This window comes from Bacteroides sp. AM32-11AC (assembly GCF_003603515.1).
In the GTDB taxonomy this organism is placed as follows: domain Bacteria; phylum Bacteroidota; class Bacteroidia; order Bacteroidales; family Bacteroidaceae; genus Bacteroides; species Bacteroides uniformis.
This window is the reverse complement of sequence record NZ_QTNH01000002.1, coordinates 187,788-201,824: the sequence shown is the minus strand read 5'-3', so window position 1 is coordinate 201,824 and position 14,037 is coordinate 187,788. Positions and strand designations below refer to the sequence as shown.

12 protein-coding genes and 1 tRNA gene are annotated in these 14,037 nt (G+C 41.7%); 8 read left to right on the top strand and 5 right to left on the bottom strand.

Features of this window, described 5'->3' with window-relative positions:
- Positions 1 to 76 precede the first annotated feature (76 nt).
- Together DW800_RS02725 and DW800_RS02720 are read right to left on the bottom strand one after the other, a co-directional pair.
- The gene (locus DW800_RS02725; protein ID WP_119957752.1) at positions 77 to 775 is read right to left on the bottom strand and encodes a hypothetical protein; all 699 of its coding nucleotides are present in this window, start codon (positions 773 to 775) and stop codon (positions 77 to 79) included.
- A 216-nt stretch (positions 776 to 991) separates the two neighbouring features.
- Complete coding sequence (locus DW800_RS02720) at positions 992 to 2,092, bottom strand: site-specific integrase (RefSeq protein WP_243634893.1); 1,101 nt, start codon at positions 2,090 to 2,092, stop codon at positions 992 to 994.
- Positions 2,093 to 2,564: 472 nt separating this feature from the next.
- Here DW800_RS02720 and DW800_RS02715 point away from each other — a divergent pair, with 472 nt between their 5' ends.
- From DW800_RS02715 to DW800_RS02680, 8 genes are all read left to right on the top strand, one after another.
- Positions 2,565 to 3,848: a site-specific integrase gene (locus DW800_RS02715; RefSeq protein WP_004308773.1), complete on the top strand. Its 1,284-nt coding sequence runs from the start codon at positions 2,565 to 2,567 to the stop codon at positions 3,846 to 3,848.
- 63 nt (positions 3,849 to 3,911) lie between these two features.
- On the top strand, positions 3,912 to 5,207 hold the full coding sequence (locus tag DW800_RS02710; RefSeq protein ID WP_004308774.1) for a YhcG family protein: 1,296 nt from the start codon (positions 3,912 to 3,914) through the stop codon (positions 5,205 to 5,207).
- An 8-nt stretch (positions 5,208 to 5,215) separates the two neighbouring features.
- Positions 5,216 to 6,259 carry a hypothetical protein gene (locus tag DW800_RS02705; protein ID WP_004308775.1) on the top strand — a complete coding sequence of 348 codons (1,044 nt, stop codon included), beginning with the start codon at positions 5,216 to 5,218 and terminating at the stop codon, positions 6,257 to 6,259.
- A gap of 224 nt (positions 6,260 to 6,483) precedes the next feature.
- The gene (locus DW800_RS02700; protein WP_004308776.1) at positions 6,484 to 6,792 is read left to right on the top strand and encodes a DUF3853 family protein; all 309 of its coding nucleotides are present in this window, start codon (positions 6,484 to 6,486) and stop codon (positions 6,790 to 6,792) included.
- Between the two features lie 14 nt (positions 6,793 to 6,806).
- Positions 6,807 to 7,883, top strand: a complete 1,077-nt coding sequence (locus tag DW800_RS02695) for an AAA family ATPase (protein ID WP_008766855.1) — start codon at positions 6,807 to 6,809, stop codon at positions 7,881 to 7,883.
- Between the two features lie 212 nt (positions 7,884 to 8,095).
- Positions 8,096 to 9,052 (top strand): toprim domain-containing protein, encoded by a 957-nt coding sequence (locus tag DW800_RS02690; RefSeq protein WP_004308778.1) that lies wholly within the window; start codon positions 8,096 to 8,098, stop codon positions 9,050 to 9,052.
- A 211-nt stretch (positions 9,053 to 9,263) separates the two neighbouring features.
- Entirely contained in the window at positions 9,264 to 10,667 is a 1,404-nt protein-coding gene (locus DW800_RS02685; protein WP_117463694.1) for a mobilization protein, read from the top strand.
- A gap of 88 nt (positions 10,668 to 10,755) precedes the next feature.
- Positions 10,756 to 11,109, top strand: coding sequence for a nuclear transport factor 2 family protein (locus DW800_RS02680; protein WP_117463697.1), 354 nt, complete (start codon positions 10,756 to 10,758; stop codon positions 11,107 to 11,109).
- A gap of 445 nt (positions 11,110 to 11,554) precedes the next feature.
- Here the strand turns inward: DW800_RS02680 and lnu(AN2) are convergent, their stop codons facing one another.
- The 3 genes from lnu(AN2) to DW800_RS02655 form a co-directional block, all read right to left on the bottom strand.
- Complete coding sequence (lnu(AN2), locus tag DW800_RS02670; protein WP_009038171.1) at positions 11,555 to 12,067, bottom strand: lincosamide nucleotidyltransferase Lnu(AN2); 513 nt, start codon at positions 12,065 to 12,067, stop codon at positions 11,555 to 11,557.
- A gap of 24 nt (positions 12,068 to 12,091) precedes the next feature.
- Positions 12,092 to 13,297, bottom strand: coding sequence for a macrolide efflux MFS transporter Mef(En2) (gene mef(En2) / locus DW800_RS02665; protein ID WP_005786079.1), 1,206 nt, complete (start codon positions 13,295 to 13,297; stop codon positions 12,092 to 12,094).
- A gap of 327 nt (positions 13,298 to 13,624) precedes the next feature.
- Positions 13,625 to 13,709 (bottom strand) — tRNA-Ser (locus DW800_RS02655).
- Positions 13,710 to 14,037: the final 328 nt, after the last annotated feature.

The window sequence follows — 14,037 nt, the reverse complement described above, 5'->3', positions numbered from 1 at the left end:
GTCCGCCACCGGGACCTGTGTAAAGTCCACCACCGGGACCTGTGTATCTATCTCTTGGCCATTTATTCATAATCTATCATTTGTGAAGTTCTTTTCTTGCTATCCAAAAAGCATTGTTAGGTTTTATTATAAGTATGTCAACAGGACCTCCAACGGTTTTTCCTCGTTGTTGAAATTTCATCGTATCTATGGTTGTTTGAATTGCGTATTTTGCAAAATCAATAGCATCTTGTATCGTAAAATGATTAAAAGGAATAGGATAATCGGGCAGAACTGCCCCTTCTTTTGTACACATTGTAGTCAATACCCTGCCAAGTACATCTATCTCTCCATCCCATATTGCTCCTTGAATATTGGTATCAATGGTTTCTATTTTATCTATGGCGGTCAAAACCCTGTATAATTTCTGTTCATATGCCTTTTCTGAATTTATATACCCTCCTATTATAAAGTGTGTGTCGATCGTTGGGCACAATGCTTTAAAATATGGGGTTATTGCGTCTTTAATTGTTTCAACGTTGCCATCTTTATACTCATTTATAAAACTTTCTATATACCCAGCGATGGGCTTGTTATTTATGCTAGCTTGACCACAAGTAGATATTCCAACTCCTTTGGGAGTTAAAAAAGTTTTATATGAAGAATCACTATAATGAACCCCATTGTTTTGAACAATGGTTCCATCTTCCTTTCTGATGGTGGTACAGAATGTTGTTCTGCTATCGCTAGCCATTATAATACCTTCACCTAAATGTAATGCTATGATTAGTGACATCCTATGTAATATTATTCATTTGGCAAAGATAGCGATTTTGCATCATATAATATCAAAATCATAAAAAAATATGGCGAAAAAAATTGAAACTAAATTATTACAGTAATATGTTTTTCAAAAAATAATATTACCTTTGCATTTAGGAAAAGCGTTCTTTTGAAATAGTGCAAAATGAGGCGAAATACAGAATCTCGCAGGTTTCTAAATCGTTACCTGTCAAGAAATCGATCTCCGCAAGCTGTTAATTTTCAAAGAGAAAAATAATCTGTAATGTCTTATGAAATGGAAGGTAATATTTTTATTTATACCGCACAAATCCGCAATCTCTTTTAAGTAAGAATTAAGTTTTTGATTGCTCAGTACAGGCAGCAACTGACCTTTGGGGAGCTGACCTTCATATTTCTGGAGTATCGCCTGCGGTATCTTCAGCAGCGGTACGTTTACCGGAGTATCTGTTTTATGACGGTGCGTCATGATCCACGGCTTCCCGTCAAACGAGATTCTGATGTCGCTTGCCTTCAGTTCCTTCACGTCCACATATGACAATCCCGTGTAACAGGAGAACAGGAACACGTCCCGTACCTGTTCCAGTCTTTTAGTCGGAAACTTCTTCTTCATTATCTTTTGCAGTTCCGCATCCGTCAGATAACCTCTGTCCACACGTTTCAGTCTGATTTTATAATTTGAAAACGGGTCAGTATAAATCCAACCGTTGTTTTTGGCGATGATTACAATCATCTTGAACGTCTGCATGAATTTTGCCGTAGTATTCTCATTGCATTTGCTTTCCGTTCTCAGATAGTTCTCGAAGTCCGTAATGAACATGTGGCCGATTTCCTTCAGTGATATATCCGAAATATTGTATTTCACTTTCATAAATTCCTCCAGCCTTCGGTAGCAGCGGTCATACTTCGCGAGGGTGGCAGGCGTCTTGCTGATGCCGACCAGTTTTCTTGCATCCTCATTGTGTTTCTTGAAAAGTTCCAGCAGTGTTCTTTGTTTCGCCGTTATTCCCAAAAACGCATTGCGTATTTTTTCTACCGTTACGAATGACTCATGCACTTCAATATCCCGGTAGTGGTTTTTCAGCGAAGCACGGATGTCCTCCAATGTTTCATTCAACTGGCGGGCTTTTTGTGTATTTCCTTTCGCCTTGCCCAATGTGGTATCCCATTTATCAGGTTCTATATCCAGCTTTGAGCTGAATTGAGAAATTTCACCGTTAAGCGACAGACGAATCATAATACCCGCTTTTCCTTCCTTGTTCAGATAGTTCTTTCTTAGATAGAACAGAATCTTAAATGTACTCTTACTCATATCCTTTTTTTATTTAGCTCCGTTACAGTGGGTGTAATGACTTCCCTCTGCAAAGGAATAATTAATAATTGGGTTACAAGCAGACATTTGAACGTCAATGAGCGACAAATCAAGGACTTACATCGAAAATCGTTACAGAAGATTTTCCCGATTTTCCTGTAACGATTTTGTAACGGAACTTTGTCTGAAGTGGGCATTTGAATGTCTTTCGGTTGTCCACCGGATAAATAGAAAAAGTCCCGTAAAACGTTGATTTTACGGGACTTGTCTTAATTTGACTACCTAATGTCTTAGGTTTCAGCGGAGAGACAGGCTCTCGAACTTATACTTTCACAGAATATCATAAAACTGCAAACGACTGATAATCAAGTGTAAATTACAATATAGAGTAAAAGTAAATGTTTCTAAATGTCTTTTGCTATCTCAATAATTGGGTGTATATTTGGGTGTAGAATTTCAAACGCACCCAATTATGAATATCAAGCGCAACATCATTTTTGCATTGGAGAGCCGGAAAAAGAACGGTGTGCCAATCGTAGAGAACGTACCCATCCGTATGCGTGTCATCTTTGCCAGCCAACGCATCGAGTTTACAACGGGCTACCGGATTGACGTAGCCAAATGGGATGCAGATAAGCAGCGGGTAAAGAACGGATGTACCAACAAGCTAAAGCAAAGTGCAGCCGAAATCAATACGGACTTGCTGAAATACTATGCCGAAATCCAGAATATTTTCAAGGAATTTGAGGTGCAGGAGGTCATGCCAACGACCCAACAGTTGAAGGAAGCTTTCAACATGAGAATGAAAGACACCAGCGAAGAACAGCCGGAAGAAGCCCCTGTCAGCTTTTGGGAGGTGTTCGATGAGTTTGTAAAAGAGTGCGGTAACCAGAATAACTGGACGGCATCCACCTATGAAAAATTTGCAGCAGTGAGGAACCACCTCAAAGAGTTCAAGGAGGATGCAACGTTCAACTATTTCAACGAGTTTGGATTGAACGAATACGTCAACTTCCTGCGTGACACCAAGGATATGAGAAACAGCACCATCGGCAAGCAAATGGGATTCCTCAAATGGTTCCTGCGCTGGAGCTTCAAGAAAGGACATCATCAGAACATTGCATACGATACGTTCAAACCGAAACTGAAAACCACCTCGAAAAAAGTAATCTTCCTGACTTGGGATGAACTGAACAAGCTGAAAGACTACCAGATACCCAAGGATAAGCAATACCTGGAACGTGTGCGTGATGTTTTCCTGTTCTGCTGCTTTACGAGTTTGCGGTATTCGGATGTTCGCAATCTGAAAAGAAGCGATGTGAAGTCCGACCACATCGAAATAACCACAGTCAAGACTGCCGACAGCCTGACGATTGAACTGAACAAATACAGCAAAGCCATACTGGACAAATACAAGGACATCCATTTCGAGAATTACATGGCTCTGCCCGTCATCAGCAACCAGAAGATGAACGATTACCTGAAAGAGCTGGGCGAACTGGCAGAAATCAACGAGCCTGTACGGGAAACCTACTACAAGGGAAATGAACGTATTGATGAAGTCACACCCAAATACGCTTTGCTCAGTACCCATGCAGGAAGAAGGACATTCATCTGCAATGCGCTGGCTCTCGGAATCCCGGCACAGGTGGTCATGAAATGGACGGGACACAGCGACTACAAAGCTATGAAACCCTACATTGACATAGCGGATGATATTAAGGCAAATGCCATGAACAAGTTTAATCAACTATAAAAGTATCAAACAGTTTCATAGATAGTTACCAATGACTATATTTGTAGAAATTATCATCACAATATGAGCAACAAGGAATCCAACATAGAGAAAACGAATTTTGATGCATTCATACAAGCGGTCGGTTCGGAAATAGAACAGGCACAAGTAAGGCTGATTGTTGCAGCCAATGCACAAATGCTGTTCCATTACTGGAAGATAGGCAATTACATCCTTTATCACCAGCAGCTGCACGGATGGGGAAGCAAAATCATCAAGCAGTTGGCAAAGGCTATCCGACTGCATTACCCTGAAAAGAAAGGCTATTCGGAACGTAACCTTACCTATATGTGCCAGTTTGCAAAAGCATATCCTTTAAGAGCGTTGCAAAGTTTCATAGAAACAGATGCAAGCCTGTCTGTCCCAACCATACAGAGTGTGACCAATGAAGTATTAAAACTGAATGACAAGCAATTTACGCAGGAACTTACTGCGCAAATACAATCGATTGATTGTCAATCATTAGCAATTACGCAGGAAGTTCCTGCGCAATTTGAAGATGTGGGAAAAACCGTGTCTGCCATTTACAGGATGGGAATCAGGGAAATAGAAGAAGTTTTCTTGACCTCTCCTATAGCCAAAATAAACTGGACAAGCCAAATGACTATACTTGACAGTTCGCTACCTTTAGGTCTAAGCTACTGGTACATGAAGCAGTCTGTGGAAATGGGATGGAGCAGCAATGTATTGAAAATGCAAATTGACAGTGATTTGTATAGCCGACAAATCAGCAACAACAAGGTAAACAATTTCACGACCACACTTCCGGCTCCACAAAGCGACCTTGCCAATTACCTACTCAAAGACCCGTACATCTTTGATTTGGCAGGAGCCAAAGAAAAAGCAGACGAAAGGGATATTGAAGAACAGCTGGTGAAACACGTTACCCGCTACCTGTTGGAAATGGGCAACGGTTTTGCCTTCGTTGCCCGGCAGAAGCACTTCCAAGTCGGAAACAGCGATTTCTTTGCCGACCTGATTCTATATTCCATTCCGTTGCACGCATATATCGTGGTAGAATTAAAGGCTACCCCATTCAAACCGGAGTATGCAGGACAACTGAACTTCTACATCAATGTGGTGGATGATAAACTGAGGGGAGAGAATGACAACAAGACTATCGGGTTGTTGCTATGCAAGGGAAAAGACGAAGTTGTGGCACAATACGCATTGACAGGCTATGACCAGCCCATCGGCATCAGCGATTACCAATTGAGCAAAGCGATTCCCGAGAAACTGAAATCAGCGTTGCCCAGCGTGGAAGAAGTGGAAGAAGAACTGGCCTCTTTCCTTGACAAAGACAATAACACTCAAAAATAGTTGCGTCCATGAAAGATGTAATTACAACGCTGATTCCCCGATACGGAGAATTGAACAGAATATATAAAGACTGGTTTGATAATAAAGGTTTCTCTTTTGAAAAGCAGAAATTCATTACCAAGTTCTATCTGGACTACAATGATGTAACGGTTCTTGAAACAGCCATTCTTGAACTGGTGTTTCATCTTCCACAGGAGCAATACACACTGATTCTGAATAGCCTGAAAAAGGAAGTATGCGAAAACATAAGTTATTACAAGAAAGGATGTATGCCGGATGAACAGACCGTTTACAATATCTGCTTCCGAGTTTCAGAAATCTATAAAGAAGCCATAGAAGAACAGCAATACAAGACGACCAAGCTCCATGCTCCGCTAAACGAAGCATACCACCGATACGATTCCATAGGTTATCGGGAACACACTGCAGAGGATGAAAAGCGTGCGGAAATGGAATATGAACGGTGCAAAGATGAATACGAGGAGAAAAAAAACAAGCTGACCGAACTCTACGATCTGCAAAAACAGACCAGAGAGAAAGCCCTGCAATATGCAAAAAGCCGTTTCAATGAAATCTATCGGCTGGGCTGCCACCTCAAAGAGACACTGGCGAAATATGTATTTGATGAAACAAACGAGCCGGAAGAGCCAGCCGAACAAGAACCAAATGCCCCCAACATACAGGAAGAAGTGCTGGGAACGAAACAGACTGAGTATTTCAATATGGAACTGCTTTCGCTCATTCATGTAACCTGCGTGGGAGAACAGTTCGAGAATATTTCCGAACATGATTTCTATACCTGCATGAACCTGCTACCAAGCGACACCAAACCCCAAATCAGACCGAGAGAAAAAATACGTACCTGCTATCTGATATTCCTGATGAGCGAAAAACTGCCCAAACAGGACAGGGAGAATTGGAAGAGGAATATCCTGAAAATATTGGATATTGAGGAAAGCTACTACAAGTCAAAGTACAAAGAGCCTGTTTCCGATTTCCCCAGTGACAGCAACCGGAAATTTGCCAAAGAAATGGATGGTATATTCCGATAATCTGTGATATGCCCTGACATTTTACGAAACAACCACTTTTACCACTCAAATTAAATTTTTGAGTGGTATTTTTATTATCTTATATTCAGATAAATAACAAGATATTCCATTTATATCAACCACATCCTTACCACTTACAACCCTACCTAATTTTGCATCGTTCGAGAACAGAGATAACAGCCAGTGCGCAGGGCTGATTGTTAAACGACTAAATAGATTGAACGATGAAAAATCTTCAAGAATTATTATCAAAACCCGTCTGGCAGATGACAGGTGAAGAGTTCATATTCCTAAGTAAGCACGCTTCCCGTCAAACGGAAACGCAGCCACAGCCCATTACAGACACAGAAAGAAAATATGTGTACGGAATACTGGGCATAGCCAAACTGTTCGGGTGCAGCCTACCCACCGCCAACCGTATCAAGAAAAGCGGAAAGATTGACAAGGCAATCACTCAGATAGGACGTAAGATTATCGTGGATGTTGAGCTTGCCCTTGAACTGGCTGGAAAGAAAACAGGAGGACGGAAATAACGGGAGGCATGGCTATGGACTATATGAAAGAGACTAAGGAAATATCGGCTGAAGAAGCCATAATCCTTTGGCAAGCCTCACGTTTGAGCCTGTCGAAAAGTTATGAGAAAGCACCTGAAATCCTTAAAGTACATGATTCTGTCATTGGGACATTGGGTAATTTCAGCGCATCCATCGGCAAAGCCAAAAGTAAAAAAACGTTCAATGTATCGGCTATCGTAGCCGCTGCATTGAAGAACGGCACAGTGCTGCGGTATGTGGCTGAACTGCCTGAAGATAAGCGGAAAGTGCTTTATGTTGATACAGAGCAAAGCCCTTACCATTGTCTGAAAGTCATGACGCGCATTTTGCGAATGGCTGGTTTGCCAGATGATAGGGACAATGAGAATCTTGAATTTCTTGCCTTAAGAAAATACACGCCTGAGCAGCGTATCAGGATTGTGGAACAGGCTATTTACAATACACCCGAAATCGGTCTTGTAATTATAGACGGCATACGGGATATGGTGTATGACATCAACAGCCCCAGTGAATCAACACGCATCATATCCAAGCTGATGCAGTGGACGGACGACAGGCAGATACATATCCATACGATACTGCATCAGAACAAAGGGGATGAGAACGCAAGAGGGCACATTGGTACGGAGTTGAACAACAAGGCGGAAACCGTATTGCAGGTAGAAAAGGACAAGGGCAACGGTGACATCAGCCATGTTTCAGCCATTCACATCCGGGCAATGGACTTTGAGCCTTTCGCATTCCGTATCAACGACAAAGCCCTTCCCGAACTCATTGAGGGATACAAACCTGAAACAAAGAAGCCGGGAAGACCCGAAGAAGAGAAGTTCGACCCTTACAGGCATATCACCGAGCAGCAGCACCGTATCGCATTGGAAGCCGTTTTCGGGCTGAAAGAGGAATACGGCTACAAGGAACTGGAAGATGCCTTAATCAAGACCTATATGTCAGTGGGTGTAAAGCTGAACCATAAAAAGGCGGTATCGCTCATCACCATGCTCCGCAACAAACGGATGATAGTGCAGGAGACAGGCAGAAAATACACATTCATGCCTGACTTCCACTATTAGCCCATTTCCCTGCAATCACTTCACTTTATTCTCGGGGTGTATATATTAGGAATATAGTGAAGTGCTTGGGGAATGGGACTAAATCACTTCACTTTATTACCGTATCCTATATATACGAGAATTTAGTGAAGTGATTATAGACCGTACTTCCTAAAAAGGTACGGGCAAAAAGAAAAATAAACCAATTCACCAACTACTAAAACAATCATTTTATGGATATACAGACAGCCAAGCAAATCAGAATAGCGGATTATCTGCATAGTTTAGGATATTCTCCCGTCAAGCAACAAGGTGTCAATCTGTGGTATAAATCACCGTTAAGGGAAGAAGCCGAAGCCTCGTTCAAGGTAAATACCGAACGTGAACAATGGTATGACTTCGGTTTGGGTAAAGGTGGTGGTATCATAGAACTGGCTGCACACCTGTACGCTACCGACCATGTACCTTACATCTTGAAACGGATAGCAGAGCAGACACCGCACGTGCGCCCGGTATCTTTCTCTTTTGGAAAGCAAAACTCTTCCGAGCCGAGCTTCCAACAGTTGGAGATTGTTCCGCTGTCATCTACTGCCCTGCTTGCCTACTTACAAGGTAGAGGAATTAACATAAAACTGGCGAAAAGAGAATGTAGTGAAGCACGTTTCACTCACAACGGCAAGCGGTACTTTGCCATCGCCTTTCCCAATGGTTCGTGTGGATATGAAATCCGCAACCGCTATTTCAAGGGCTGCATCGCCCCAAAGGAAATCTCCCACATCAGGCAGTCGGGAAAAGCGAGGAATACCTGTTATGTGTTCGAGGGATTTATGGACTACCTCTCCTTTTTGACATTGAGACAAGAGAGCTGCCCAAATTATCCGGAATTGGACGGGCAGGACTACATTGTATTGAACTCCGTATCGAATGTAAACAAGGCTCTCTATCCGTTGGGCAATTACGAACGCATCCACTGCTTTTTCGACAACGACCATGCAGGACTGGAAGCACTCCGGCAAATCCGCATGGAATACGGCAGAGAGCGGTACATCCGGGACGCTTCGCAGATTTACAGAGGATGCAAGGACTTGAACGAATACTTACAGAAACAGATTGAAAGAAAAAGGCAGCTCCAGTCCGCCAAAGGGGTGCGCAGCCAATCACCGGAAAAGAAGAACGGCTTCCAGTTATAGCCCACTATAACTACACGCTTCGCTTTCGTAGTTGTGGGCTCTCCCGAGGGGATTAGGGCTTTGCCCTAATGACCCACTCAGGGCGTTTCACCCCTGAGAACCCCGAGCAAAGAGTGACCCTCTCTTTACAATCTCCGCTTATGGGTTACCCCTAAGAACCCCTCTGCGAAAGCGAGCAAAGTAAATCAATTGTAAACAAAGGAAAGAAGCTATGGCAACAAAATCAAGCATACATATCAAGCCTTGCAACATCGCATCGAGCGAGGCACACAACCGAAGGACTGCCGAGTATATGCGTAATATCGGGGAGTCCAGAATCTATGTCGTTCCCGAACTTTCCACCGATAACGAACAGTGGATAAATCCCGACTTCGGCACTCCCGAACTGCGAACTCATTATGACAATATCAAGCAAATGGTCAAGGAAAAGACCGGACGTGCCATGCAGGAAAAGGAAAGGGAACGCAAGGGAAAGAATGGAAAGATTATCAAGGTGGCGGGATGCTCACCCATCCGTGAAGGAGTATTGCTTATCAGACCGGACACCACACTGGCTGATGTACGCAAATTCGGTGAAGAGTGCCAAAGACGCTGGGGCATCACTCCGCTACAGATTTTCCTGCATAAAGACGAAGGGCATTGGCTGAACGGTCAGCCGGAAGCAGAAGACAAGGAGAGCTTCCAAGTCGGTAACAGATGGTTCAAACCAAATTATCATGCTCATGTCGTATTCGACTGGATGAACCATGAAACTGGAAAGAGCCGAAAGCTCAATGACGAGGATATGGCAACCATGCAGACCCTTGCTTCCGATATTCTCCTGATGGAACGTGGACAGGCAAAAGCTGTCACAGGTAAAGAGCATCTGGAACGAAATGATTTCATCATTGAGAAGCAGAAAGCCGAACTGCAACGTATAGAGGAAACCAAGCGACACAAGGAACAACAAGTAAGCCTTGCCGAACAGGAACTCAAACAGGTAAAAGCAGAGATACGCACGGACAAACTAAAGAAAACAGCCACCAATGCTGCTACCGCCATAGCAAGCGGTGTAGGTTCTCTTTTCGGAAGCGGTAAGCTGAAAGAACTGGAACATCACATCGAGCAGCTACATCAGGAAATTACCAAACGGGACAAAGCTACTGATGAATTAAAAATTCAGATACAACAAATACAGGAACAGCATAGCAGACAAATTCGTAATCTTCAAAGAATACATAATCAAGAACTTGAAGGCAAAGACAAGGAAATATCACGATTGAGCACCTTGCTTGAAAAAGCCCACAAATGGTTTCCCATGTTCAAAGAGATGTTGAGAATGGAAAAATTATGCGCTGTTATCGGGTTTACCAAAGACATGATAGAAAACCTCTTGACAAAGAAAGAATCCATACAATGTAGTGGCAAAATTTATTCCGAAGAACACAGGTGGAAATTTGACATCAAGAATGATATTTTTAGGGTTGAGAAACATCCGATGGATAGTGGTAAGCTTATGCTGACCATAAACCGACAACCCATAGTACAATGGTTTAAGGAACAATGGGAAAAGTTACAGCAGAATCTACGTAACTCGGTGCAGAGAGAGCAAAAATCCAGAGGATTTAGAATATAGAATAGCCTATTATTAATAAAATCAAGTATCTATGCATCCAAACAGATTGTTTTTATTACAGAATCAAAATCCTAAGAATTTATAAAAAATGAAGCCTAAAGAAGTTTTGGAAAAATGGATAGATTGCTTTAACAAAGCAGATGCTTATCATATAGCAGAGCTGTATGCTACTAATGCAGTAAATCATCAAGTCGCAAACGACCCAATAATAGGTAAAGAATCAATCTACAAAATGTTTGTGAATGAATTTGCCACTGCTAAAATGGTTTGTATGGTGGAAAATATTTTTGAAGATGGCGAATGGGCTATCATGGAATGGAAAGACTCTCTTGGACTTCGTGGATGCGGATTTTTTCATGTAAAAGATAACAAAATCGTCTTTCAAAGAGGGTATTGGGATAAACTTTCATTCTTGAAGCAACACAATCTTCCAATTGAATAAGTACTATCAGAATACGGACTGGGAAATTGAAATACCCAGTCCGAGTTATATAATGAATTTTACTTGTTAAACTATTTAAAGTCAGTTGGATAACAAACCATACCTTTCACATTCTCAGTAGCTCCAGGTATTAATTCAGCCACCATGCAATATTCATGAGAGACTTCGAAAGGAAATTCAATTCCTAAATCGATAGCCTTGCGATAGCCAAATCGAGGATAATACTCTTTATGCCCCAATACGACTGCTGTGCCGTAACCCAAAAGTGCTGCCCTCTGATGGGCTTACTGAATCAACATCCCCCCCAATTCCCTTACGCTGGAATTCCGGCAAGACTGCCAATGGAGCTACACTCAGGGATGTGACAGACTGGGTGTCACTGTCTATCTTTACTTCTGTAAGTAAGATATACCAGACAATTTGTTTTTCTGTCATTTTCTTGTTCTTATCTAATTGTTAGGCTCATTGTTGTTATACATTGTTTAATTATAGATAAATCGTGAATATCCTTCTCTCTTAAATCGTAGCCCGAATGGAATACTTGTTGCCCTTTTGCAGAAATGCAAGGGATGCTTCTGCCTTCAAAGACTGCTGTTCCAAAATAGTCCGGTTGAAATTCATACCAGCCTCCATCCAAGTCGGCTTGTTTGGAAGTGCCGTCCGCATTCAAGACAAAAGGATGGATATCAATATAGCCTAATTCTTTGCTATACAGTTCCATACGGGTGGGCAACCAATTTGTTTCAATTTGATATCCTCTCTCCTGCAAAAGATCAAGGAGTTGGTCTGTATAATTGGCATCAAAATCAATGTCAATATCTCTATGCAAGCGGGTTTGCTGTCCGTACAAGACATCCACTCCCCAGCCTCCATCCAACCAAAACTGCATGTCCAGGCTTTCCAACAAGTCCAAAACTTGAAATAACTCTGTAATCGTAGTGTGTTCTTTCTTTGTCATATAATAATTCTTTAATAAATAATACTATGCGTAATTATCCAACTGCTTGATTGAAGAAATAAAATTTGCACCCACTCCAATCAGAAAGATAACCCATCCGCTGATCATAAAGACGGATGTGATACCCCATGCTTCCACCCAATATCCTGAAGCTACGATACCCAGCATTGATGGAAAGGTACTCAAACTAAAGATGAGAGAAAAAGTCCGTCCAAGCATGTCCGAAGCCAAGTTCTGCTGAATAATAGCGATGAAAAGCGCATGGTAAATGGAATAGGCTATGCCTCCTGTAAATGTTAGGCAAACAAAACCTATAAATGCGCTTGATGGTAAATAACTGGCGCTAATCAGATACAATCCCAATATCACATAAGCCGTATGCATCACTAATGTTTGCTTGCTTTTCAAAGCCTTACAGGCAAGTACTAAACCGCCCAACAATGCCCCTGAGCCCCAACCCATTTCCACAACTCCCATTTGCAAAATGTTTCCGTTGAAATGCAGAAGCGTCATAAAAGGAAATAACGTAAAAACAGGCATAAGGACAAAAGTCACCAGCGTAAAGCATACGAATAAAGGCAAAATGCCCATTGTACGCCGCAAGGTATGCCAACATTCCGTCAGTTCTTTTTTGAAATCTGGAAGAACTTTCGTTTTTTGAAGAGAAGGAATCTGGACACAAAGTAAGGTCAGACAAGCAGCAACAGCTCCGATCACATCTATGAGCAGAATATACTGTATGGGAAGCCAAACAACGAGGCTTGCCCCTACAACGGGAGCTATCACCTCACTGAAGGATTGAATGGAATGGTACAAACCTGATACCCTGACAAGATGGTGCTTGGGAACCAGTAGAGGGATGCTTGCCTGTAAAGCAGGTGCATGAAACGTACTGCCTATTGAACGACAAGCAGTCAATAGATAAAAAAAAGAAAGGTCTTTATAACCCTTGGTTATCACAATAAAAAGACATAGGGTACAGAACGCGATGAACAAGTCCGAATAAAACATCGTTTTCTTTCGATTCCATCTGTCAACATAGACCCCGGCAAACAAGCCTAATACAAATTGTGGTAAAAATCCAGCTAAAATAGCCAGAGATAAAGCTGTCGGGGATTTAAATTCGTTGCTAATCCAAAAAATAATGGAGAAGCCAACAATCGTACTTGTTAAAATAGATATGAGTTGGCCTATTCCTATCACGGCCAAAGTTGATTTCCAATGATTCATTGTGCTAATATTTCATGCGTTTATAGATAAGTACTTTCGTACATTAAGCAAAACGAAATTCTATCCACACAAAAAACTTGTATTATAATCCACTCCTGACGTTGGAATACAATAACAAATACTTTCAGGACGATGTAAAGTCCTGAAAAATCAAACTAAATGGATAGATAAATATTAGTCTTTTCTCATCGGATTCTTTTAATATCGCTACTCTTTTATTATGTAGTGGTTGTATTATCTTAAATAAAACAAAAACACCCGACTTTACATTCTTGGGTGTAAAACTGGGTGTTTGTTTTACAATTTGCTGATTTTCAGCGTTTGTTGCGGAGAGACAGGGATTCGAACCCCGGGTGCCTCGCAGCACAACGGTTTTCAAGACCGCCGCAATCGACCACTCTGCCACCTCTCCAAAACTTCTTTTTCAGAAGTGCTTTTCTTTTAAAGCGGTGCAAAGATACAAATCATTTTTTATTCTACAAACTTTTCTGCACAAAAACAGAGCAATTATACCAAAATTCTTGTTTATACCCACTACGGAACGAACATAACGGCATTTAGGCTATTTGTTGAAATTTATCAAGGGCAAGACAGAATTTTATAACTTACTGGCTATCAGTATATTTACAAAGAGCCACATTCAGTATACGATTGAACCCTATTCAGTATACGACTGAATGGCATTCACTATACGACTGAATTAGGTTCAGAATACGACTGTTCCTTAAACCTACATCATT